General features: G+C 65.7%; 19 protein-coding genes and 6 pseudogenes. 13 read left to right on the forward strand and 12 right to left on the reverse strand.

What is annotated here, in order from left to right:
* The first annotated feature begins 62 nt into the window (after nucleotides 1-62).
* The 3 genes and pseudogenes from fba (at nucleotide 63) to P1N55_RS11105 (ending at nucleotide 4,394) form a co-directional block, all read left to right on the forward strand.
* Nucleotides 63-1,055: a class II fructose-bisphosphate aldolase gene (fba, locus tag P1N55_RS11095; RefSeq protein WP_276275669.1), complete on the forward strand. Its 993-nt coding sequence runs from the start codon at nucleotides 63-65 to the stop codon at nucleotides 1,053-1,055.
* 120 nt (nucleotides 1,056-1,175) lie between these two features.
* Nucleotides 1,176-3,119, forward strand: coding sequence for a PAS domain S-box protein (locus P1N55_RS11100; protein WP_276275670.1), 1,944 nt, complete (start codon nucleotides 1,176-1,178; stop codon nucleotides 3,117-3,119).
* Between the two features lie 43 nt (nucleotides 3,120-3,162).
* A pseudogene (locus P1N55_RS11105) lies at nucleotides 3,163-4,394 on the forward strand (MBL fold metallo-hydrolase).
* 529 nt (nucleotides 4,395-4,923) lie between these two features.
* On the opposite strand, the gene P1N55_RS11110 reads toward P1N55_RS11105, so the two are convergent.
* Both P1N55_RS11110 and P1N55_RS11115 read right to left on the reverse strand, forming a co-directional pair.
* Complete coding sequence (locus P1N55_RS11110) at nucleotides 4,924-6,018, reverse strand: outer membrane protein assembly factor BamB family protein (RefSeq protein WP_276275671.1); 1,095 nt, start codon at nucleotides 6,016-6,018, stop codon at nucleotides 4,924-4,926.
* Between the two features lie 306 nt (nucleotides 6,019-6,324).
* Nucleotides 6,325-6,699 carry a hypothetical protein gene (locus P1N55_RS11115; protein WP_276275672.1) on the reverse strand — a complete coding sequence of 125 codons (375 nt, stop codon included), beginning with the start codon at nucleotides 6,697-6,699 and terminating at the stop codon, nucleotides 6,325-6,327.
* 308 nt (nucleotides 6,700-7,007) lie between these two features.
* On the opposite strand from P1N55_RS11115, the gene P1N55_RS11120 reads away from it, so the two are divergent.
* The gene (locus P1N55_RS11120) at nucleotides 7,008-7,190 is read left to right on the forward strand and encodes a hypothetical protein (protein ID WP_276275673.1); all 183 of its coding nucleotides are present in this window, start codon (nucleotides 7,008-7,010) and stop codon (nucleotides 7,188-7,190) included.
* 1,314 nt (nucleotides 7,191-8,504) lie between these two features.
* Here the strand turns inward: P1N55_RS11120 and P1N55_RS11125 are convergent.
* A complete protein-coding gene (locus P1N55_RS11125) occupies nucleotides 8,505-9,761 on the reverse strand; it encodes a mandelate racemase/muconate lactonizing enzyme family protein (protein WP_276275674.1) in 1,257 nt (418 codons plus the stop codon).
* 628 nt (nucleotides 9,762-10,389) lie between these two features.
* On the opposite strand from P1N55_RS11125, the pseudogene P1N55_RS11130 reads away from it, so the two are divergent.
* A pseudogene (locus tag P1N55_RS11130) lies at nucleotides 10,390-10,704 on the forward strand (MBL fold metallo-hydrolase RNA specificity domain-containing protein); the annotation flags it as partial.
* A gap of 162 nt (nucleotides 10,705-10,866) precedes the next feature.
* Here the strand turns inward: P1N55_RS11130 and P1N55_RS19765 are convergent.
* Nucleotides 10,867-11,031, reverse strand: coding sequence for a DUF6757 family protein (locus P1N55_RS19765; RefSeq protein ID WP_346430031.1), 165 nt, complete (start codon nucleotides 11,029-11,031; stop codon nucleotides 10,867-10,869).
* A gap of 54 nt (nucleotides 11,032-11,085) precedes the next feature.
* A pseudogene (locus tag P1N55_RS11135) lies at nucleotides 11,086-11,863 on the reverse strand (PHP domain-containing protein).
* A gap of 209 nt (nucleotides 11,864-12,072) precedes the next feature.
* Between P1N55_RS11135 and P1N55_RS11140 the strand changes: the two are divergent.
* A complete protein-coding gene (locus P1N55_RS11140) occupies nucleotides 12,073-12,360 on the forward strand; it encodes a DUF5789 family protein (protein ID WP_276275675.1) in 288 nt (95 codons plus the stop codon).
* A 71-nt stretch (nucleotides 12,361-12,431) separates the two neighbouring features.
* Here the strand turns inward: P1N55_RS11140 and P1N55_RS11145 are convergent, their stop codons facing one another.
* Genes P1N55_RS11145 through P1N55_RS11165 form a run of 5 tightly spaced genes read right to left on the reverse strand, consistent with a single transcriptional unit; the run spans nucleotide 12,432 to nucleotide 15,514 of the window.
* Entirely contained in the window at nucleotides 12,432-12,842 is a 411-nt protein-coding gene (locus tag P1N55_RS11145) for a hypothetical protein (RefSeq protein WP_276275676.1), read from the reverse strand.
* 4 nt (nucleotides 12,843-12,846) lie between these two features.
* A complete protein-coding gene (locus P1N55_RS11150; protein ID WP_276275677.1) occupies nucleotides 12,847-13,530 on the reverse strand; it encodes an RAD55 family ATPase in 684 nt (227 codons plus the stop codon).
* A gap of 60 nt (nucleotides 13,531-13,590) precedes the next feature.
* Nucleotides 13,591-14,301, reverse strand: a complete 711-nt coding sequence (locus P1N55_RS11155) for an Nmad3 family putative nucleotide modification protein (RefSeq protein WP_276275678.1) — start codon at nucleotides 14,299-14,301, stop codon at nucleotides 13,591-13,593.
* 24 nt (nucleotides 14,302-14,325) lie between these two features.
* A complete protein-coding gene (locus P1N55_RS11160; RefSeq protein WP_276275679.1) occupies nucleotides 14,326-14,562 on the reverse strand; it encodes a DUF7577 domain-containing protein in 237 nt (78 codons plus the stop codon).
* A gap of 49 nt (nucleotides 14,563-14,611) precedes the next feature.
* Entirely contained in the window at nucleotides 14,612-15,514 is a 903-nt protein-coding gene (locus tag P1N55_RS11165; protein ID WP_276275680.1) for an acyltransferase, read from the reverse strand.
* Nucleotides 15,515-15,650: 136 nt separating this feature from the next.
* On the opposite strand from P1N55_RS11165, the gene P1N55_RS11170 reads away from it, so the two are divergent.
* On the forward strand, nucleotides 15,651-16,682 hold the full coding sequence (locus P1N55_RS11170) for a CPBP family intramembrane glutamic endopeptidase (RefSeq protein ID WP_276275681.1): 1,032 nt from the start codon (nucleotides 15,651-15,653) through the stop codon (nucleotides 16,680-16,682).
* 25 nt (nucleotides 16,683-16,707) lie between these two features.
* On the forward strand, nucleotides 16,708-17,760 hold the full coding sequence (locus tag P1N55_RS11175) for an aldo/keto reductase (RefSeq protein ID WP_276275682.1): 1,053 nt from the start codon (nucleotides 16,708-16,710) through the stop codon (nucleotides 17,758-17,760).
* A 229-nt stretch (nucleotides 17,761-17,989) separates the two neighbouring features.
* Here the strand turns inward: P1N55_RS11175 and P1N55_RS11180 are convergent, their stop codons facing one another.
* Entirely contained in the window at nucleotides 17,990-19,153 is a 1,164-nt protein-coding gene (locus P1N55_RS11180) for a histidine kinase dimerization/phospho-acceptor domain-containing protein (RefSeq protein ID WP_276275683.1), read from the reverse strand.
* A 55-nt stretch (nucleotides 19,154-19,208) separates the two neighbouring features.
* A complete protein-coding gene (gene radA / locus P1N55_RS11185; RefSeq protein ID WP_276275684.1) occupies nucleotides 19,209-20,255 on the reverse strand; it encodes a DNA repair and recombination protein RadA in 1,047 nt (348 codons plus the stop codon).
* A 171-nt stretch (nucleotides 20,256-20,426) separates the two neighbouring features.
* On the opposite strand from radA, the gene hisA reads away from it, so the two are divergent.
* The 5 genes and pseudogenes from hisA to P1N55_RS19965 form a co-directional block, all read left to right on the forward strand.
* Nucleotides 20,427-21,164, forward strand: coding sequence for a 1-(5-phosphoribosyl)-5-[(5-phosphoribosylamino)methylideneamino]imidazole-4-carboxamide isomerase (gene hisA, locus P1N55_RS11190; RefSeq protein WP_276275685.1), 738 nt, complete (start codon nucleotides 20,427-20,429; stop codon nucleotides 21,162-21,164).
* Between the two features lie 78 nt (nucleotides 21,165-21,242).
* The gene (locus P1N55_RS11195) at nucleotides 21,243-21,917 is read left to right on the forward strand and encodes a HalOD1 output domain-containing protein (protein WP_276275686.1); all 675 of its coding nucleotides are present in this window, start codon (nucleotides 21,243-21,245) and stop codon (nucleotides 21,915-21,917) included.
* A 34-nt stretch (nucleotides 21,918-21,951) separates the two neighbouring features.
* A pseudogene (locus P1N55_RS20125) lies at nucleotides 21,952-22,368 on the forward strand (response regulator); the annotation flags it as partial.
* Between the two features lie 54 nt (nucleotides 22,369-22,422).
* Nucleotides 22,423-22,815, forward strand: a pseudogene (locus tag P1N55_RS20130) (GAF domain-containing protein); the annotation flags it as partial.
* Nucleotides 22,743-23,165: pseudogene (locus tag P1N55_RS19965) on the forward strand (PAS domain-containing protein); the annotation flags it as partial. The pseudogenes P1N55_RS20130 and P1N55_RS19965, both read left to right, overlap by 73 nt.
* Nucleotides 23,166-23,297: the final 132 nt, after the last annotated feature.

Consider the following 23,297-nt stretch of genomic DNA (forward strand, 5'->3'; position numbering starts at 1 on the left):
TCGTGGCGGTGCAAGAATGGCTTTATATCAGGGGCGGTCAAATCCCGACCCGGTGACAACAGATGCCATTCAAGGGCGGTTCTGAGCTCTCGGACGTGTACGACGTCGCGCTCGAGGAGGGCTTCGGCCTGGTCGCGAGCAACATCGCGGAACCGAATATCATGATGGGCCTGCTGGAAGGGGCCTCCCGGGTCGAGTCCGACCTCCTGTTGCAGCTGAGCAACGGGGCCTGTACCTTCGCCGGCAACGGCGACCCCATCGCGGGCCTGCAGGCGATGGGCAACTACATCGACATCATCGCCGAGCACTACGACATCGGAGTCTTCCTGAACATGGACCACCAGACGGATCTGGACCTGATCGAGACACAGATCGACCTGGACATCCCCTCCTCGATCATGATCGACGCCTCCCACGAGCCCTTCGAGGAGAACGTCGCGACGAGCAAGGAGGTCGTCGAGATGACCGAGGACGCCGACAGCGACATCTTAGTCGAGGCGGAACTGGGCCAGATCAAGGGCGTCGAGGACGAGATCGAGTCCGAGGACGCCTTCTACACCGACCCCGAGCAGGCCGTCGAGTTCGTCGACCGGACGGGCTGTGACCTGCTGGCCATCTCCGTGGGCACCCAGCACGGCGTCGCGAAGGGCAAGGACCTCGAACTGCGCCCGGACCTGGCACGAGACATCCGCGAGGCACTGTCCGACCATGGCCTGGACACGCCGCTGGTGCTACACGGCTCCTCGGGCGTCCAGGAAGACCAGCTCCAGCAGATGCTCCAGCACGGCATCTGCAAGGTGAACAAGGACACCCGCTACCAGTACGAGTACACCCGCACCGCCTTCGACCTCTACAACGAGGAACCGACCGACATCGTCCCACCCGAAGGCGTCGACGGCGACCGCGATACCTTCTTCAACGACGTCGACTGGTCGCCCAACAAGGACCGCTTCGACCCGCGGGTCGCCGGCCGGGAGATCCGCGAGCGCATCGCCGACGTCCACGCCGATCTGGCCGAGATGGCCGGCAGCGCCGGACACAGCCAGTACGTCTGAGCGGGGACCATCACGGCAGGGCACCTCGACCCCGCCTGCCGGCGGACTGACACGCCGCCAAAGAGTCATATGCCCAGCGGCCAATCCCTATTCAGCAATCGAGTCCAGCGAGCGCCGGACATGAGAGAGGGCAACACATCCGAGCCGTACCGGGAACGGGTCTACGAGGCCTTCGCAGACGAGGGGCTGTCGTTCGACGAGGCCGTCGAGACAGCCCTCCGGGCGGGCATGGAGAACCTGGACCTGTCGGTCGGGCTCGTCACGAACGTCGGTGAAAACGAACAGATAATCGAGTACGCGCTCGACGACGACGGGGAGCTCCGGCCCGGCGATACCTGTCCGACGAGCGAGGCATACTGCCAGCGTACCGTCGAACTGGAGAGCGTATTGAGCATCCAGAACGCGCGGGCGTCGGCCGAAGTGACCGACGCCGCCGTCGAGCGCTTCGGGTTGGAGACCTACATCGGGAGCAAGGTCACCGTCGGAGGCGAGACGTACGGGTCCGTCTGTTTCGCCGACCGCGAGCGCAGAGCGGAGCCCTTCACCGAGGCCGAAGAACTGTTCGTCGAACTGGTCGCCCGGCTCGTGGGCTTCGGGCTAGAGCGGGTCGAGCACCGGCGCCGGCGCGAGGAGCGGACGGACCGACTCGCCGCCGAGAAGCGACGGCTCGAACGCATCGCCGAGACGAGCTTCGACATCATCTTCCGCGTCTCGGCGGACGGCCAGTTCACCTACGTCTCCCCGGCCGTCGAGCGGGTGCTCGGGTACACGCCGGCGGCGCTGACCGGCGAGCCGTTCGCCGACTACCTGACGGCGGACTCGCGATCCGACGCGATGGCCGCGTTCGAGTCCGTCATCGAGGGCGGGACCGTCACCGGACTGGAACTGACATTCGAGGGCCGGAGCGGCGAGCAGGCGATACTCGAGGTGAACGCGGTGCCCGTCGACGAAGCCGACGTCGCGGTCCAGGGCGTCGGCCGGGACGTGACCGAGCGCAAAGAACAGGAGGCGGCGTTGCGGGCGCGGACGCGCGCAATGGACGCGGCGGCCGTCCCCATAACCATCGCCGAGGCCCGGGAGGGACCACCGGTGGTCGTGTACGCGAACGACGCGTTCGAGCGCGTGACCGGCTTCAAAGCCGACGAGATACGCGGCGAGAACTACCGGCGCCTCCTCGGCCCGGAGACCGACGCCAGCGACGTGGACGCGGTCGAGACGGCCATCGAGGCGGAGCGACCGGTGACGACCGAACTGCTGAACTACCGCCGGGACGGGACGCCGTTCTGGAACCGCCTGACCATCACACCCATCGAGGACGCCGACGGCGAGACGAGCCACTTCATCGGATTCCACCAGGACGTGACCGAGCGGGTGCGTACCGAGCGCCTGGTCGACCTGCTGAACCGCGTCTTGCGCCACAACCTCCGCAACGAGCTGACGGTCATCCAGGGGTGTGCGGACCTCGTCGACACGCGCCAGGAGGCGGGCGCGGACATCGAGGGACCCCTCAGGCGGACCATCCAGCGGCTGTCGTCCCTGAGCAGCCAGGCCCACGAGCTCGAGACGTACGCGAAACAGCCACGGACGCCGGTCGAGCTGGATCTGGGGACGATGCTCCGGTCGGTGGCCGACGACCACCGGGCGCAGTATCCGGAGGCGACGATATCGGTCGCCGTCGAGACCGAGAGAGCGGTCAGTGCCGGCCGGGAGCTCGAGCGGGCCATCGCCGAACTGGTCACCAACGCGCTCGAACACGGGCCGGCGAGGACGACCGTCGACCTGGTCGCCCGTGACGACGGGCAGACCGTCGAGGTGACCGTCGCAGACGACGGGGACGGCATCTCGCCGCTCGAGGCCGCCGTCGTCGAGGCCGGCCGCGAGACCCCGCTCGAACACGGCCGGGGGCTCGGCCTCTGGCTGGTCAACTGGATCGTCACCCGCTACGGCGGGTCCTTCCAGATCCGGCCCGACGACGGGACGGTGGCGACGCTACGCCTGCCCGCTATCGGTCCCGGCCAGTCGGTCGACGACGCCGTGTGCCGGCCGACGACGCTGTTCCGGTGACGAACCGACGGAGGGAAACCCGCGCGGGCGGTACGGTGGGGTGATGGACGTCCAGTTTCTCGGCGGGGCCGGCGAGATCGGGCGCAGCGCCGTCCTCGTCGACGACCGGTTGCTGCTGGACTACGGGATGGCCAGCGAGTCGCCACCCCAGTACCCCGTCGGCGACGTCGACCCCGAGGCGGTCGTGGTCAGCCACGGCCACCTCGACCACGTCGGCGCCGTCCCCGCGCTGATGGGCGCGGGCGACCTGCCGCCGGTCCACTGGACGCCGCCGACGCGCGACCTGGCGGTGACCCTCGCCGAGGACACGCTGAAACTGCACGGCTCGACGCCGCGCTGTCCGTTCACCGAGACCGACGTGCGCCGGCTCACACAGGCCTCGCGGACCCACGGCTACGGCGAGACCTTCGAGGCGGCAGGCTACGAGGTGACGCTGTACAACGCCGGCCACATCCCCGGGAGCGCCCACGTGCTCGTCGACGATGGCGAGACCCGCCTGCTCTATACGGGCGACTTCCACACCGGCCGCCAGCGCCTCGTCGAGGCGACGACGGCCCGGCCCGAGGCCGACGCGGTCATCTGCGAGTCGACGTACTCCGACGTGACCCACGAGGCCCGCGAGTCGGTCGAACAGCAGTTCGTCGAGAGCATCCGCCAGACGGTCTGGCAGGGCGGGACCGTCGTCGTCCCCGCCTTCGCCATCGGACGCACCCAGGAGGTGATGCTCGTCTGTGCGGCTCACGACGTCGACTGCTATCTGGATGGTCTAGCCAGCGCGTGACCAAACAGTTCAAGCGCCACCCCGAGTTTTTGCGGGATGCCGAAGCGTTGCGTGGGGCCACATCCGGCACTCGGTTTGTCAATGGCAAAGCGGGGCAACGTCACCGGATTGCTGCGCAAAACTCCGTGATAATCACCACGTCGGGAATGTTAAATGGTGGACCGGTTGTCTCGTACGTTCCCAAGATCCGGACGAACCCGACGAACAAGATCGCGATGACCGGCTATCAGGTCGAAGGCACGCCCGGCCGGGAACTCCTCGAACGGGGTCGAGCAGAATTCGACGGCCGAGTGATGCCTGTCAGCGCGAAGGTCGAATCATACGATTTCTCGGCCCATGCGGATAGAGATGGCTTGCTTGACTTTCTGGGTAACTACCGAGAGAGCGAGATTGTACTCAACCACGGGGACCGCTGTGGGGCCTTTGCTGAAGAATTACGAGCTGATGGCTACGATGCACAGGCTCCCGAGCTTGGCGATGTGATAACCTTCTGATCGGGAAGAGACCTGAGCCGGTCCCTGAAAGACGAAACAACCGCTGAGCGAGTGAAATCTCAGTCGGTGATAGTTTGACGTGGGTGTGCTAAATACGGGGCGCGAGTCGGTCACTACTGCGTACTGAGCGACTGGCGGAATTCCCACCCAGAGACAGGAATCAGCACCGTCCAAATTCGGGGAGTTCTTGCTGTGCGGAGCCACGCGTCAATAAGAGAGGACAGTTCATGCAGATACGATCGTTTACTCCTATCCCCGGCAGGGGGACGCGGAGTTATCTTGACCGAGACATCACAGCGGTTCGAGAGTGTGTCTCGTACATTCTGGGCCTCGGAGTCCCCGATATTGCCCGATTAGGTGGGCGGTCATACCGCCTCGGTGAACGTCATGCTACGACACGATGCTACGTAAATATCCGCACGAGCGTCGTGCGTGGTTCTTCGAAGAGTTGCCGGATTCTCTCCTCGAAGAAAGATAGGTCGGCCCCGAAGTTCGAACTGGCCTGAAAAATCGGTGTGTTGGTCTCTGTCTACGCCGTTCTCTTGGAGAGTTCCATCCCCGTGCCATCCAGCGCATAGAGGGTCCCGTCGTCACTCCCTATGTAGAGGGTTCTGTCAAACACTACTGGTGATGAGACGACTGACCCGTTCGTCTCGAAACGCCACTGTTCAGTCCCTGTCGCGGCATCGATGGCGTATACGTGAGTCTCGTTATCGAATGGGGAGCCACTCCCCACAAAAACGGTTTCGTCCACCACTGCCGGTGACGAGCACACGGAACCCCCAGTCTCGAAACGCCAGCGTTCAGTCCCTTTCTGCTTGTCCAAGGCATATACGTAGGTATCACAACTCCCGATATAGACCGTATCATTTACCACTGCCGGCGACGAGTACACTTGATCACCAGTTTCGAAGCACCACCGTTCAGTGCCTGTTGAGCTGTCCACCGCGTATATGTGACCCTCACCTTCGATTGGATTTTCACTCCCAACATAAAGGATACCATCCACCACGGTCGGTGACGAGTTTACTGCCATATTCGTCTCAAAGCGCCAAATTTCGGTCCCGCGCGCGGCATCTACGGCATAGATGTATCCATCAGGATCTCCAATGTAGACGGTCCCATCGACCACTGCTGGTGAAGAATTAACAGCTCCCCCATCGGTTTCGAAGCGCCAGCGCTCAGCTTCGCTAGCGGTGTCCAGCGCGTAGATGCAACCGTGCCCCGTACCGGCGACAAAGATCGTGTCGTCGACCACTGCTGGTGATGCACTGATCCCTCTATAGATATCGAACCGGTTGCGCTGTACCCCGCTGGCAGTGTCCAAACCGTAGACGCGACCATCACGACTCCCGACGTAGACGGTACGATCCACCACCGCTGGCGACGACCGAATCGCCCCATCAGTCTTGAACTGCCACTGCAGGTCACCGGTTGTGTCGAACGCTGTGATGCTCCCATCGACTCCCGTAACGTAGACTTGCCCGTTCCAGACAGCAATCTCTTGTATGCGTGCGTCTAAATCATACGACCACTGAACAGTTGGGTCGCTGGCTGGAAATGTCTCAGCTGGCGTGTCGAAGCGATGGGTCGGGTTGTACATCCGAACGGTCCGGTCGGGCATTGTCCCGAGAGAACCCCTACTCTCACTTTATTTCAGCCTGTGTTCAAGCTCGGCTCCACACGGCAACTGCGAGAGATGCGCTGTGTATCTTGTACAGCCCCTCTGGCTACTTATCATCTGTCAGGATCAGTGTGACCGATACAGTCAGCAAACCACCTCGTTTCTTTCGTCTACGCTCTGGTGTACCCAGGACTCTCCGCTTGATCAACAATCACACAGGTACACGAGTCCGAAACAGAAGGGTCGTGTGAGAATATCGAACGGGAAGGCGATGTGCCGATCTGTAGGTATCGATCGGTCTGAGAGCTACTCCACTCCCTCAGAGAGGTGGAGTTCGTTGTCGCTGATTTCGATAAATATCGTCTGGTCGGGGTCGTCAGAGACTCCAACGACGGCAGTTTTGGCCACCGTGTCGTCGATACTGGCTATGACGGTGTATTCACCGGGTTGAAGCAAGTTCACTGTGCATCCAGCCTGGTCTGGGATCAAGTGGTATTCGGTATCGTGGTACACTTCGCCGTCTTGTTCAATGCGTAATTGGATATCGTATTCGGCGGTTTGGTCGTGATTGCGGATGTGGAGGTCTTCGCTTTCAAGCCGCCAGCGCGTCGTCGAATCAACCAGCTTCTCGGCATGGTCGAAGGGGGAGGGCATGCCCATATGCGTGTCGTCGGCAGGCACTACCATCGACCTGGCGAAGGCTCAAAATCTGGTTTGAGTTGCACAGCTGCGGGCGCTGGGCTTCAGTCGCACTGGAGCGGGACAGCGGCTGTCGGTTCGTGACTGGCTCACAATCTATTGTGCCGACGAACTGGCCGGTAGAGAGTGCGCGTTCAGCAAATCCATACTGATGCCGTCGCCGCGGCCGACACACTGGCCACGCTTCCCGGGGCGACCGGGCCCGAGGTCAAGACACCCTCGAGGACTGACTCGCCGAGTGGAACGACCCCCTCTCGAACCTCGACCCCGTGTTCGAGCGGCTACAGGCCATGCAAAATCGGGGTGTGTGCGCCGACCGGGTCGACCAACTGGAGACGACCGTCGACGACACCGAGTGGCCAACGGTCACGGTTCCCGAGAGCGAGGAACTGTTTCCCGCCGACCCGCTGTACGACTCCAAGCGGGACGACGCTCAGAGCGTCCGGTGTGTCGAGCGGCACAAGTCGGAGTGAGGGGGTGAGACGAGGGGCCTTGTTGAAACCCTCAAGCGGAGATAGGTTTCAGAAGCCGTGCTGCATACAGCGCGCGAAGCCTCACCGGGAACGACGGGTGGGAAGTGGCTTGTGCAGGTGTCCCGGTCAACGACGAAAATGCCAGTTGAGTGGGTTTAACGGTGGTCTCTTTATTCAGAAATCATTTAATCGCCGGCTCAGCAGACTATCGTAATGCGGCGCGTGCCGACTTCGCGCCAGTTAGCTGCTGGTACTGTTGCAGCATCGCTCTGTTCATTACCGGTGATTCTCGTCGCAAGTAGAATGCACACCCAACCCGATCCCGACGGGACAAGTCTAGCTGGTCTCGCTTACGCGATGCTGCTTGCTTTGGGACTTCTCAGTCTCGGAAGTGGTGGACTGCTAGCTGTACATACGCGGTGCAGTCCGGAACATGGCCACGGCACCTCCTATACACCGGCGCTGGAGCAGGCGCCGTGGCTTCAGTGGTGGTGATTTTGTGGAGCGGTGTCATCCAGATCCCGGAAACGTCGACCCTAGGGCCGTTGATTGCCCCTGTCGGTGCCGTCTTCTTCGGCGTTACCACGTTGGCAGCCGTGACGATATTACTCTGTGCAGTGTTGGGGGTGCTGATACAGGTCGTACAAACGATCACGACGCACAGCTAGTCAACAGCTGCGTCCACTATTTCAGCCTGAGATAGTGTATTCTGGGAACAGTCGTACGACATCGGAACGGCAGGACAGTCGCAACGGAAACGATTGAGCGGTACATCAAGCGGGGCGGTGTTTAGTTAAGAGCGGATAACCGCAAACAGCCAGAAAGCCTCGGCTGTCATCGGGCGCGAAGCGCCCGATTGCCCGCGAGACCTTCGGTCTCGCCCTGGCTGAACTCGGGGGACTCGCTGTCGTTCGAGAGAGCGAGGCTCTCTCGTGATGACGAAAGACCGCCGGTCTTTCGAACCACGGTCCTCACTCACTCCGATCGTTGCGGTCCTTGTGATCTGAAAATCGCCGTCAGCGATTTTCATCATCACGAAAGACGCTTCGCGTCTTTCGGCGACGTCGTCCACCGTCGTTCAGTCAGCCGCCCGTAGCCGGGTGGATAGCCGGCCTGGGTGGGACGGAAAGGCAGCGAGGGACCGGCGGTCCCACGTCTTGGTGAGCGGGCCTTGCGCGGCGCTACGCGCCGCGAAGTCGAGGCGGCAGAGCCGCCTCGCTGCCCGCGAACCAACGCTGAGCGCGCGGGGGCTTTCTGGGTCTCTGAACCGGGTGCTGCTAAAATAAACACTACCACGGTAAGCGGGCCGGCCGTTTAGAGTTCGATCGGGTCCTGGCCAGGCGCAAGGCGTTCGTTGAGTTCGTCGAGGTCGAGTTCCAGGCCCAGGCCTGCGCCTTCGGGGACCTCGATGCGACCGTCCTCGATGAGCGGGTCGCCGATGTAGAGGTCGTCCCACCAGTCAACGTCGCGAGCGTGCCACTCGAGGACGAACGCGTTCGGCACGGTCGCGCAGGCGTGCACGCTCGCGACTGTACCGACTGGGCTGGCGACGTTGTGTGGCGCCACCGGAACGTCGAAGGCGTCGGCGAGGGCGGCCATACGACGGAACTCCGAGAGCCCACCACACTTCTGGATGTCGGGTGCGGCGACGTCGAGGGCATCCGCAGTGAGGAAAGGCAGCAAGCCTTCGACGCGCGTGATGTTCTCACCCGCGAGTATGGGCGTCGACGTGGCCTCGGTGACGCGCCGGTGGGAGTCTGCGTTCTCCGGCGGAACGGGGTCCTCGAGCCATGCGATGTCGAACTCTTCGAGCTCGCGCGCAACGCGAAGAGCAGTCTCCACGTTGAAGTTCCAGTGGAGGTCGAACGCGAGTAGCGGGTCGGTCCCGATGCGTTCGCGGACTGCCTCAACGACGTCGACTTTGTGCTGGACGGCGGCGTTCGAGAGGTGGCGGGTCGCGGTATCCGCGTCGCCAGCGGCGACATCAAGATCGAACTTGAGTGCATCGAAGCCCTCGTCGATGACTGCCTCGGCTGCGTCGGCATACGCTTCGGGTTCGTACGCTTCGAAAGACTTCTGGGACCCCTCATCGAGGTGGGCGCCAGCGTGACTGTCACAGTAGATGCGGATCTCGTCGCGGTATTTCCCGCCGAGGAGTTGATAGACGGGGAGGTCGACGAGCTTTCCGACGGCGTCCCAGAGCGCAGTTTCGATGCCAGAGACGGCCGCCTGCGAGAATCCAGTACCGCCGGCAAGTCCCGAAAGAAGCTGTGTCATGTGTTCGGTAAGGCGCTCAACGTCGTAGGGGTTCTCACCGACCAGGCCGGGTTCGAGATACTCGATGTGCTCGCGGATAGGGCCATTATACGCTTCCCCGACGCCAGTGACGCCAGCGTCCGTCTCCACGGTAATGATGTTCCACGGAAAATTCCCACCGACGACATGACAGTTGATGTCGGTTATTTCGATGTCGCGACTTGGATCGCGCGACATCCCGCGGTCGCTGAGATCACGCCACTCGATTCCGCCCTTCATCTCTGCAACGAGGTGATGGTATTTCGAGTTCGGCATTGTGCGGTAGGTCCATCTCTCGTAGTGTTTAAATAGATTCAGTCACGGAACGGGAATACCTCTCCGCCGAATTGAGGGGATGAATACAACACTCTCACCACTGTCTCGGTTCGTCACACACGTCCCGAGAGCCCGCAAGAAGAGGGTGTGTGGGGATTGCCTGATGTGTGTGAACGGGCTGTTTCGACGTCGAAGGATGGACGAGTGATGCACGAGGGTGCACAGAGAGCGTGTCTAGCGGGTGGATATGGCCGATTCACAGAGTCCCGTCTGGGAGTGAGACGGGAAATCTGCGAAGGAATAGGTGGCCAGCGAGAGAACCGCAAGACGGCAACCGTGTGTGGAACTGTGAGGCCACGAAGTAACAAAGGGATAGCGTGTCGAAGTCCCAGTATGTGAATCGTGAATCAGCAGTGAGGGGTCCCCACGTGCCTGTTTCTTGGCGAATCCCGGGTTCGGTGGGGTCCGCAGGGACGGCGACGCCTTCTACACACACTTTTCGAATATTCGCCCTACAACCCTTCTTGCGGCCGAATTCGACAGGTGTGAAAACTAACCGAAATAGAGTGCACTGTCGAGAGGTCCGGAAACCGAGTCTCTGCTGTTGGTGTATACTGTGAGAGATGCCTCGGGCGGCCCGGCGATGATATACGTGCCCGCCATTCGCGGACACCCGACGAACACGGTTGCGCTGACGGGCTATCAGGTCGAGGGCACACCGGGCCGGGAACTGCTGGAGACCGGCAGCGCCGAGTTCGACGGGCGGATACTATCGGTGAGCGCCCAGGTCGAGTTTCACGAGTTCTCCGCTCACGCCGACCCCGAGGGGCTCCGTGACTTCCTCGAGCCCGCCCGGGACAGCAGGGTCCTGGTCACCCACGGCGACCGCTGTGACGCGTTCGCGGCGGCCCTGCGCGAGGACGGCTACGACGCCGACGCGCCCGGAACTTGGCGAGACCGTCACCCTCTGAAGGCGTCGACAGGGAGCACCTCGGCGTCGGCCGTCCCCGGGAGACGGGGCACGTGGGGTGGGGGTCACACGGCTCGGCGGGGAGAGTCAGGCGACGAACACAGAGCGGGCGGGGAGACGACGGGGACGGGGCAGCTACTCTCGGCGGTCGATGTCGAGCTGCTCGTCGAGTTCCTCGATCCAGTCGGCGTCCTCGAGTTCGGCCATCTGCTCGCGGAAGTGCTCCGTGCAGACCCCGACCTTCACTCCGTCCTTCTCGACGGCGACGTCGGCTTCGCAATCGCAGTAGTGACACTGCATACTTCCAGGTAGCGTCCGGCCGACATTGAACCCTCTGATTCCGGCTGCCGAGCGTCAGACACCGAGGGCCGCGCGGACTCGCTTCCAGGCCCGCTCGTCGAGCCCAGTCTCGCCGACGGACTCGCCGTGGGCGTCGCTCCCGCCGGTCGGGAGCAGGTCGTAGTCCTCGATGGCCGAATCGAGTGTGGCGTCGTCGATGGGGCGACCGTAGGGGTACCAGTACTCGACGGCGTCCAGCGTGCGACAGCGGGCTAGCGCGGCCTCGGGGTCGGAGTACCGGAAGGGGTGGGCAAGCGCGACGAGGCCGCAGGCGTCGGCGAGCAGGTCCCGGCCCCGTTCGAACGAGGGGACCTTGCGCTGGACGTAACAGGGGCAGTCGTCGCCGATGAGGTCGTCGAACGCGCCCTGGAACGTGTAGTCCGTGGCGTCGGCGATGGCGCGGGCGATGTGCGGGCGGCCGAGGCCGTCCCGGGGTTCGACGTCGAGGGTGACACCGAGGCGGTCCTCGACGCAGTCGATGATGCGCCGGCCCCGCTCGCGCCGGTCACGCTGGATGCGGGCACACTCGGCCTCGAGTGCGTCGGTCGGGTCGACCCCGTAGCCGAGCAGGTCCAGGCGCTGGTCGCCGGTGTCGACCCGCAGCTCGACGCCGTGGACGACGGTCAGCCCGTCGTGGGTCGTCACCGGGCTGTCGAGGTCCGGATGAATGCGGTCGTGGTCGGTGACGGCGACCACGTCGACACCCCCCCGCCGCGGCGGCGGCCGGGAGCGTCTCCAGGGTCAGCGTCCCGTCCGAGCGCGTCGTGTGCACGTGCAAGTCGGCGACGACCATACCGCCGACAGGACCGCCGGACGGCAAGAGTCTTCGGGTCGCGGACCAGACGTCGCCGACCGCGGTCGGTCAGGGAGGCCCTAAAAAATACAAACTCGAGTACATTTGTCGGCGGCTGCGCGATTTCGTACCATGGTCCTTAAACACATGGTACGACTCATAATAATAAATAGTGAAGGTTTATTATCGACAATTAACTTTCTCCGGCCATGAGGCTACTGACAGAGGTTCAGACCGCGTTCGAGGCACACACCTACCCGATGACGACCGAGGAGCTCATCGAGGCCAACGGCGACATGGTCCTGGAGTTGCCAAACGGGACCGAGACGCTGGCCGACGCGCTCGGCCGGTCGGGCCCCGAGACGTTCGAGACGGCCGAAGACGCGATGCTGACGGCCTGTTCCGGGATGTCCGACAAGGCCATCGGCCGCGTCGGCTACTCCGACCGCGACCCCGTCGCGATGGGCGAGGACGGCCCCGAACAGGTCTCGTTCTAGACGACCGGCGCCGGAGGCACCCGGCAGTACAACCCGCTTCTTTCGACGCGAATCCGTGAGCAACGTGGCCGCTAGCGGTCCAGGAAGTCCGGTCGCGAGGTCGCCTCGGTGCTGTCGACGTCCTGCCTGTCGAGCAGTTCGGTCGGTTCGAGCGCCGTCGGGAGGCCGTCGCGGCCGCCGGTCGGGACGTCGTCGGGGTCGACATAGGTCGTCTCGCCCTCGACGAGTTCGTTCCAGACGGTCTCCTTGTCGGCGTCGCCGTCGCTGGCGGCCGCCTTGGCCTCGTTGCGCCCCTCGTCGTAGGCGAGTTCGACCATGCTGCGCTGGTAGGCCGAGTCCATCTCGCGGTAGATGGCCTCCAGTTCCTCGCGGTTGTACTCGCCGAAGCGTTCGGCGACGCCGATGGCGTAGGCCCGGTCCGTCGCCTCGTCCTTCTCGAGCGTGGCCCACCCGGTGTCGTACTTGCGCTCGTAGAGGCTCATGGGGTCACGTCTGGACCTTCTCGTCGATGACGTTCAGGCCGTGGTCGGTGAACTCGATCTTGCGGATGTCACAGTCGATGGCGGTCCCGCGCATCTTGATGACCTGGACCCCGCGAGTCATGCTCCCGGCCTCCAGGAAGTTGTGGAAGAAGATGACCCCGTGGGCCAGGTAGTGTTCGTCGCTGTACGAGGAGGGGTCGGTCATCTCGGAGATGAGCAGCGTCGTCGCCTCGGTCTGTTTCAGCGCCGAGAGGAAGCCGGTGATCTCGCTGTCGACGTCCTGCATGAAATGTTGCAGCAACATCGTCGAGTCGATGACGACCCGCTGGATGTCGTTGTGCTCGATGAACGCGACCAGGCGGTTCGTCAGGCCACCGTCCGTGCCGAACTGCGTGATGGTCCGCTTGCCGCTCTCGGTGACGAGGTTGAGAAACTGGATGGCGTCGGACTGCATCGCCCGGTCGAATCCGAAGTCGTAGCCCGCCATGTCCTGCATCAGCTCCGCCTTGGTCTCGTGCATCGTGACGTAGAGACAGGACTCGCCCTCCTTGGCGCCCTGCGTGATGAACTGCGAGCAGAACGTGGTCTTCCCGCTGCCGGGCGGCCCGCTGACGACGTAGAGCCGATCGGAGAGGAGACCACCCTCGACGAGAGAATCGAATCCGGGAACACCGGTCGAGAGACGCATACCACCAGCATGTGCGCGTCTGGACATATGCTTTCGTACTCGGTTTTCACCCCTGATAACTCATTTTGACTGATCGATTACAGGAGCGGCCTCGACGGCCCCCAGCAGGCGCTCGGTCCCCGCCGCGTCGAACCGTAGCGGGCGCCGCCACCAGGGCCCGGCCCCCGAATCGGCCGAGCAGTCGGTGACCAGCCAGTTGGCCTCGGTCCCGGCGGCGGGCGTCGACAGCGGGACGGCCGCGTCGTAGAGCCGCGAGTCGTCGGGGTCCCCGAGGACGAGCACGCGGGCGTCGAAGGGGGCGCGCTTGACGTGGGCGTTGGAGGCAAAGACCGTCCGCTCGTCGGGCGGGAGGTCGGCGTAGGCCTCGCCGGTCACCGGCGGCCGGGCCAGGCGGAAGTGGCCGATGCAGAAGGCGCCCCAGTCGGGGGGCGCCCAGTCCGGCGGATCGGCGGGCGTCGACAGCGTCGCGTAGAAGACGAGGTAGTCGCCGGTCGAGAGCGACGCGATGGGGCCGGCCTTCACCCCGTGTTCGTCGCCGTACGTGTAGCGCTCCCCGCCGGCCTCGGGGAACTCCGGGTCGAAGTGGACGGGCCGGTCGGCGACGTCGCCGATGTCCGTCGCCAGATCGAGGTCGCCGTAGGTCGGGACCGGGTCGCTCGTGGGCTTGGACTCGGGGATGGGGACGTACTCGAACGAGCCGTCGGGGTAGAGGGGGCCCCGAAAGCCCGGTTCGTTGGTGTTGGCGCCGACGTTGATAGCCAGACTGCGCATGTGTGTGGAAGTGACGGTTGGGAGTTACTCGAGCGGTTCGACGCAGGTCCGGCAGAACCGGACGGTCCGGTGGGCCTCGTTTGACGACCCGCAGTGACGGCACTCGACGACCGGCGGGCCCGACGCGGGCGGGTTGCCCGTCACGCCGGCGTCCCGGCCACCGCCCGGCGTCGGCTCGCGACGACTGAAGCGGCGATAGAGCAGGACCTGCAGGAGTCCGAACCCGACGAGGGAGACGAGGAGCCAGCCGAGAGGCTGCATGGGACGGTGTTGCGACCGGGCGTACTTCCGTGTTGCTCCCTGCCCGGGACTACCGGTCGGGCGGCGAGAGGTCGCGCTGGAACTCGTCGAACCGGTTGAGGCCGTCGGGCAGGTCGTACGGAATCTCCCGTTCGGCCCGGCGGTCCACGTTGGCGCCCTCGAGGGGGTCGGCGACGGACTCCCAGCCGTCCTTGACGGCGATGGACTTCGCGGGCGTGCCCGCGGCGATGTGGTGAGCGGGGATGTCCGAGCCCGCGATCGACTTGGCCGCGAGGACGGCGTTCTCGCCGACGCGGACGCCGGCTCGGACCATCGAGTCGTAGGTCAGGCGGACGTCGTCCTCGACGATGGTATGGTAGTTGTCCACCTGGGTCTGGTCGACGACGTCGTGGTCGTGGCTGTAGACGTGAGCGTCGTCGGAGATGGAGACCCGATCCCCGATGGTCAGTTTCCCGCGGTCGTCTAAGTGGACGTCGTCGTGGACGACGACGTTGTCGCCGATCTCGATGTTGTGGCCGTAGGTGAAGCTGATGTTCTTGAAGAAACGGCAGTTGTCCCCGCAGTCGGCAAAGAGGTGCTCGGCGAGCATCTGCCGGAAGCGCAGGGCGAACTCGACGTTGTCGGCCATCGGCGTGGCGTCGAACTGTCGCCAGAGCCACTGGAGGTGTTTGGAGTGTTTGAACCGCTCCTCGTCTTTCTCGGCGTAGTACTCGCTCTCGAGGGTCGTGTTGCAGGGGTCGTAGCCCTGCAGGCGGACCCGTTCGGCCGGCGAGACGTCGCCGCCGGCCTGCCAGCGCTCGTAGGCCTCCCGGTCGCCGTGGAGATCCACGAGCACGTCGGTCACCACGTCGCAGGTCTCTTCGGGTCCCGACAGGCGTTCGTCCACCTCGTCGATGAACGTCTGCAGTCCCTCCTCGGCCATCGGTGGGAGCGACACGTGGCGTTTGGTCATGTCCCGTACCTGGAATCCAGGGCAGATAGTGGTTTCCGTTACCGTGCCGATACCCGGTAACACCGACGCCACGACAGGCGGTGACACGGGGTCGCCGTGGCGTGTCTGTTAAGACGCCGCCGCGAGAGGGGCCGCTATGGTCAGGTCGGACTTCATCATGGAGATCCGTGGATACATGGTCAACCCGGCCGAGCGGCGGCTGCGCTCGCCCTGGCGTGTGACCATCTGGCTGTTCGTCGCCGGGTTCCTGACCATCGTCTTCGCTGGCCTCGTCGGCGCAGTGCTCCCGGCGGGGGACGGGACCGGGCTCGGTGCCGTCCTGCGCAACGCCGCCCGGACGACCTGGGTCTGGGTGGCCGCGCTGGGCAGCGGGTTGGGCGTGGGCTACCTGCTCGACCGGCGCCACCTCGGAGACTTCGGCCTGCAGCTGGACCGCCAGTGGTGGCGCGACGCCGCCTTCGGGCTGGCGCTCGGGTTCGCCCTCCCGACGGTGGTCCTCCTCGTGGAACTCGCGGCCGGCCTGGTGACGGTGACCGGCGTGCTCGTGACCCGGTCGGGCGGTCCCATCGGATTCGGCACGACCGGCGCGCTGACCCGCCTGGCCCTGCTGGCCGTGTTCTTCCTCGTCCAGGCCACCACCGAGGAGGTGCTCGTCAGGGGGTACCTGCTGACCAACGCCGCCGAGGGCCTCTCGGGGCCGTTGGGGAAGTGGCGCTCGACCGTCGCCGCGACGGTGCTGACGGGCGCCCTCTTTGGCGTCCTGCACGCGACCAATCCCAGCGCGTCGCTGCTCAGCGTCACCAACATCACCCTGTACGGCGTCCTGCTGGGGGGCTGTTACGTCCTCACCGGTCGCCTGGGCATCGCCACGGGGTTCCACGTCGCCTGGAACTACACCCTCGGGCTGTACGATTTCCCCGTCAGCGGCCTACGGACCGGGGCCGCCCTCCTCGGCACCGAGACGATGGGCCTCCCGCTGGTGACTGGCGGCTCGTTCGGCCCGGAGGGCGGCCTCATCGCCCTCCCGCTGCTCGTCGTCGGGTCGGGCGCGCTCGCCTGGTGGGTCCGCCGGGAGTACGGGTCCGTCGAAGTTCTGGAGTCCGTGGCCACGCCGAGGCTACGCCACGCCGTGCGCTCTATCGACCGGCCGAAGAACCAAGATGGCTAAGTGCGCAGCGCCGTAACTGGGGAACATGAACTACCGCACACTCGGGGACTCCGGCGTCGAGGTCTCGGAAGTCGGCTTCGGGGCCTGGGTCGTCGGCACCGACTGGTGGGGCGACCGCACGCGCGAGGACGCCGTCGAGATGGTCGAACACGCGCTCGAACAGGGCGTGACCTTCTTCGACACCGGCGACGTCTACGGCCACGGCGACAGCGAGGCGATCATCGGCGAGGCCCTTTCCGACCGCCGCGACGAGGTCACCGTCTCGACGAAGGTCGGCTACGACTTCTACAACAACCCGCAGGCCGGCCACGGCGAACTCCCCAAGCGGGTCACGCCCGACTGGATCGAGACGGCACTGGACCGCTCACTCGACCGCCTCGACATGGACCACGTCGACCTGCTGATGCTGCACAACGCCAACGTCGACGAGGTCGACGAAGACGTCCTTGACACGCTCGACGAACTCCAGGAGGCGGGGAAGGTCGACGCCGTCGGCTGGGCGCTCGGGCCCTCTATCGGCTGGCTCGCCGAAGGCGACGCCGCCGTCGCCGAGGAGTTCGACGTCGTCCAGACCGTCTTCAACCTCTTCGAGCAGACGCCCGGCCAGCACTTCCTCGAAACCATCCGCGAACAGGACGCCGACACGTCCCTTATCGGGCGCGTGCCCCACTCCTCGGGCCTGCTGAACGAACAGGTCACCCCCGACACCGAACTCGGCAAGGGCGACCACCGCGCGCACCGCCCGAGCGAGTGGTACGAGACCGGGTGGGAGAAAGTCGAAAGCATCCGCTTCTTAGAACGGGACGGCGAGCGCACGCTGGGCCAGGCCGCCATCCAGTGGCTGCTGTATCACGAGGAGATGGCCTCCGTGACGCCGACGTTCCGGACGACCGACGACATCGACGAGTGGGCGGCCGCCGCGGACACGCCGCCGCTCAGCGACGACGAGTACGAGCGCGTCCAGGACCTCTATGCCGACAACTTCGGCGTCGACCGCGACGACGGCATGGACGCCCTCCGCTCGTCGGTGGGCGGCGCGGACCTCGAGGGGACCGGCATGAAGTCCGCCGGCGACTAGACGGGCGAGGAGACGGCGAGGGCAACCCGGCAGTGGCGCCGGGACGGCGACGCCGAACCGGCAGGTCGGGCCGGACGTGAGTGAATCTGGAGACGAGAGGAGGGGGCCGCGGTGGAGCGACGTTCGGCGCACCGTGCCGGGATTCTCGATCTGAACCCCTCCGTTTCGTGAGGAGATAGCGTCCCGTCGTGCGATTCGGTACCACCCAGACCACTTTCACTCCGGTGCGTCAGACGACCGACAGACGCCGGACGGCGGGCGGGTGGACCCGAAACGGAGGGGGCGGGCGGGAGTCGCCCGGCGAATGGGCGTGGGACAGGTGTGGCGCCTGATGCGCGTGCGCTACTCGGCTGGAGTCACGCCGGTGACGACGAACATCGCGCCGCCGTCCGGTGCCGCCGTCGCCTCGACGGTCCACCCATGTGCGCTGGCGATGCGCTCGACGATGGGCAGGCCCAGGCCGGTGCCGCCGTCGTCCCTGTTGGTCGAGTAGCCGGGTTCGAACACCCGCTCGAGCTTTCTCCTCGGGGATACCCTGTCCATCGTCGGCGACCACGAATCCGTCCTCGAGCGGTTCGACGGTCACCGTCAGGTCGCCGTCGCCCGCCGCGCCGTGTTCGACGGCATTGCGAAAGAGGTTCTCGAACAGCTGGGCCAGGAGGCTGGCGTCCGCCCGGACTGGGGCGGTGCCGGCCACCGAGAGCGACGCGCCGGCGGTCGAGACCTGGTCCCAGGCGTCCCGGGCGGTCGATGCGAGGTCCACCTCGTCGATGTCCGTGACCTCGGTTCCCCGCGCGAGCAAGAGCGCGTCGTCGATGATGGCGTTCATCCGCTGGAGGGACTCGAGAATCCGGATCTCGTGGTCCTCCTCGGGTGCCTCGCCGTCCGCGGCCATCTCGGCGTGGGCCAAGCCGACCGACAGCGGGTTCCGGAGGTCGTGACTGAGGATCCCGGCGACCTGTTCCAGCTGGTCGTTTCGCTCGCTGACGCTCTGTTCGGCCAGGTGGCGTTCGGTGACGTCGGTGTGGACGACGAGCACGAGCGACTCGCCGGCCAGTTCGAACGGGGTCACGCGAACGGAGAACCAGCGTTGCTCCTCGGGCGTGTGACACGGGTACTCCAGGGAGAACTCGTCGGTCTCGCCGGCGATGACCGACTCGATGCCGTCGGCGACCGTCTCGGACCGGTCGCCCAGCGACTCGCGACAGACGGTCAGGTAGTTCTGGCCGACCATGTCGACCTCCTCCTCGATGCCGTTCTCGAAGCCGAACGTGTCCCACGTATGGTTCGTCAGCTGGATGACTCCGTCGGTGTCGAGCACGGCGACCTGGTCCGGGAGTTCGTCGAAGGCCGCCTCCACGAGGCGGATCCTGTCGGTCGGTCGGTCGCTCACTTGGGCACTGTTAGGAGTCAGGGACCAAAAGTGACCCGTGTCGGTGAGCGGGACCCTACTCGTCCATCAGGCCGCCTTCCTCGACGCGCATGACCGCCTCGCCGTCGGGGAGGTTCGGCGCGTCGACGAGCTTGACGATGCGCTTGTTGCCCTTGGACTTGCGGAGGTACATCCGGAACGTTGAGGTGTGGCCCAGGATGTTGCCGCCGATGGGCTGGGTCGGGTCCCCGAAGAAGGAGTCGGGGTTCGAGGCCACCTGGTTCGTGACCACGACGGCGGTGTTGTTCAGGTCGCCCACGCGCATCAGGTCGTGGAGGTGCTTGTTGAGCTTCTGCTGGCGGTCGGCGAGTTCGCCCCGGCCGACGTACTCGGCGCGGAAGTGAGCGGTCAGCGAGTCCACCGCGAGCAGGCGCACCGGGAACTCGTCGTCCTGGGTCCCGCTGGCGATCTCCTGGGCCTTCTCGGCCAACAGGATCTGGTGGTTGGAGTTGAACGCCTTCGCGACGTGGATCTTGTCGAGCATCGACTGGACGAGGTCGTCGAACAGCGCCTCGTCGGTGGCGTCGGCCTCGCCGTCCTCGGCGACGCCGTGGAGGACCATCGTGTCCTCCATGACCTCGTCGTCGAGGCCGCGGACCATCTGCTCGATGCGTTCGGGCCGGAACGTGTCCTCGGAGTCGATGAAGATGGCGCTCCCCTCGAGGCCGCCGTGTTCGGCCGGAATCTGGACGTTGACCGCCAGCTGGTGGGTCACCTGGGACTTGCCGGCCCCGAACTCGCCGTACACCTCCGTGATGGACTGTGTCTCGACGCCGCCGCCGAGCAGGTCGTCCACCTCGTCGATGCCCCAGGAGAGCTTGCCGATCTGTTCGCGCCGTTCGAGCACGGTCGATCCCGTCTCGAAGCCGCCGATGTCGGCGGCCTCGCGGGCGGCGTTGATGATGTCGGCGGCCGACGACTCGCCGATGTCGGCCGTGTTCGACAGTTCACCGGGCGAGGCGACTGCGATCCCCTGGTAGGAGTCGAATCCGTTGTCTTTGAGCTTCTCTGCCGTCGCCGGACCGACGCCCGGCAGGTCTTCGAGGTCCTCGCTTGCGGACATGGACGTGGCTTGTGCGTCCGGGGTGATAAAGGCTCGTTAACAGGAGGGTGAAAGTGAAAGTGGCCGAGGGCGGACTGGTCAGTGTGAGGAATACCCTGACTTTCAAGGGCGATGGGCGCGCCGGGACGCGAGACCGACACGCTTTCGACGCGGCCGGCCCGACGGTGGCGCATGTTCCCCGAGTTCGAGGTGGTCCCCGCCGTCGACATGCAGGACGGGCAGGTCGTCCAGCTGGTCGGCGGCGAGCGTGGTACCGGGAAGACGTACGGCGACCCCGTCGAGGCGGCGCGCCGGTGGGTCGAGGCGGGCGCGCGGACGCTCCACCTGGTCGACCTCGACGGCGCGTTCGCGGGCGAGCGACGGAACGCCGCGGCGATAGACGCCGTCATCGAGGCCGTCGGGGCCGACGTCGACGTGCAGCTGGGCGGTGGCATCCGCACCGTCGAAGACGCCGTCTCGCTGCTCGACCGTGGCGTCGACCGCGTCATCCTGGGGACCGCCGCCGTCGAGAACCCCGACATCGTCGCCGACATCAGCGCCGACCACCCCGGAAGCGTCCTGGTGAGTCTCGACGCGAAGGACGGCGAAGTCGTCGTCTCGGGGTGGACCGAGGGGACCGGTCTGGACCCCGCCGAGGCCGCCGCGCGGTACGCTGATCTCGGCGCGGGGGGCATCCTCTTTACCGACGTCGACGTAGAGGGCCAGCTCGAGGGCGTCCGGACCGACCCGGTCAGGCGGGTCGTCGAGGCCGTCGAGATTCCGGTGGTTGCCAGCGGGGGCGTGGCCACCGTCGACGACGTCCTGGCGCTCGCTGACACCGGGGCCGCCGCCGTGGTCGTCGGCAGCGCGCTCTACGAGGGGGCGTTCACGCTCGAAGCCGCGAACGAAGCCGTCGAAAACGCCCGATAGCGGCCCGAAGAGATGTCAATATGACGGGTGTCGTGAAGGTATACATAGAGTTATCTCACCGACTATCGAACCACGTGTATGCAACAGGGAGGGCCAACGACGGTGCTGTTCGTCGACGACGAACCACTGGAGCTGGAGCTGTACACCGATTTCTTCGAGGCCGAAGCCGACATCACACCGGTCGCGGCCGGGTCCGCGGCGGCGGGCCTCGAGGCGCTGGCGTCGACGCCCGTCGACTGCCTCGTCAGCGACGGCATCCTGACCGAGGACGGCCGCTCGTTCGTGACAGTCGCCGCGGAGACCTATCCCGACCTGCGGACCATCCTCTACTCGGGGAGCGAGCGAGCGGCGCTCCCGGTCGAGCGCGTCGCGCGGTACCTCCGGAAGGGGGCCGACGTGTCGCTCGAGACCCTCGCGGCCACGATTCGCGAGGTGACGACGACGAGCGACACCCTCGCGACCGACGGCGCGGGCGAGGAGTGGCGCGTGCTGGGGACCTACTCCTGGACGCCCGAGACGGACGTCGGGAGCGTGGTCGTCCAGGCACTGGCCGAGCAGGCGGGCCGCGAGGTGCTCGAGTTTCCGCCGCTGTACGACGTCGTCGACTCGGACGCCCTCTCACGGCTCGTCACAGGGACCTTCGACCGTGACGCCGACGAGGCGGTCCAGGTCCAGTTCTCGTACGACGACTACCACCTCCGGATCACCTCCGACGGCGTCGTGGCCTGCCGGTCGGCGCTCGCGAGTCGGTAATCGCACCGGCACCACGAGCCACCCCGGAGCCACGATGATGCCACACCCGACGGTGCTGCACGTCGACGACGACCCGGCACTCCTCGAGACGACCGAACCCCTTCTGCAGGCCACCCTGGACTGTACGGTCCTGTCGACGACCAGCGCCGGCGAGGGCCACGAACTACTCGCGAGCGAGCGCGTCGACTGCGTGGTCAGCGATTACGACATGCCCGGCGCGAACGGCATCGAGTTCCTCGAGGCCGTCCGGGCCGAGTTTCCGGACCTGCCTTTCATCCTCTTTACCGGCCGCGGGTCCGAGGCCGTCGCCAGCGAGGCCATCGCCGCCGGCGTCACCGACTACGTCCAGAAGCAGGTCGGCACGGACCAGTACACCGTGCTGGCCAACCGAATCGAGAACGCCATTGCCCGCCACCGGACCGCCAGGGACCTAGAGCGACAGCGGCATCAGCACGAGGCCGTCGCCGAACTCGGTCGGCGTGCACTCGAGTGCACCGACCCCGGAGAACTGTTCGAGACGGCGGCGACACTCGTCGTGGACCGACTCGGGTGTGCGACGGCGCGGGTCGTCGAGCGCAAGTCGGCGGACGGCCGACTCGTCGCCGTCGCGACCGCGAGCAGCGGCGAGACGGAGGCCGACCCCGTGAGCGAACCGGCCGCCACCGCCCTCGCAGCGGACGCGCTGGATCAGGCCGGGCCGGTCGTCCTCGGCGACCGGGCGGGCGAGGCCGGGAACGCACCGCAACGACAGGTCGCCGACGGCGTCGAGCGGGGCATCGGCGTCGCCGTCGGCCCCGCCGACGGTCACTGGGGGGCGCTGACGGCGTGTGGGACCGCCGAGCGCCCCTTCAGCGCCCACGACGTCACGTTCGTCCAGAACGTCGCGAACGTCCTCGGGACGGCCATCGAACGCCAGGTGGCCGAACGTCGTATGCGGGACCGCGACGAGCAATTCCGCGAGGTCGCCGAGCTAGCCCGGACGGCATCTTTCGGACGGACACCGCCGGCCGGTTCACCTACGTCTCGCCGGTCAGCGCGGAGCTGCTGCGCACGTCCCGCGACGAACTCCTGGGGGTATCGTTCGAGACGCTGGTCACCCCCGAGAGCCTCACCGACGCCGTCGAGGGATTCGCCAGCGTCGTCGCCGGCGAGACGGTCCGCGAGCTGGAGCTGCGACTCCTCGACGGCAACGGCGAGGCGTTCGACGTGGCGGTGAGCGCGACGCCGATTACGGAGGACGGCGAGACGGTGGTCGTCCAGGGGTTCGCCCGCGACGTGACCGAGCGCAAGCGACGCGAGCGCGCCCTCAGGCGGAGCCGCGAACTGTTCGACGGGCTCGTCGAGCACTTCCCGAACGGCGGCGTGTTCCTCTTCGACGAG

It is taken from the genome of Haloarcula regularis (assembly GCF_029338315.1).
Taxonomy (GTDB): domain Archaea; phylum Halobacteriota; class Halobacteria; order Halobacteriales; family Haloarculaceae; genus Haloarcula; species Haloarcula regularis.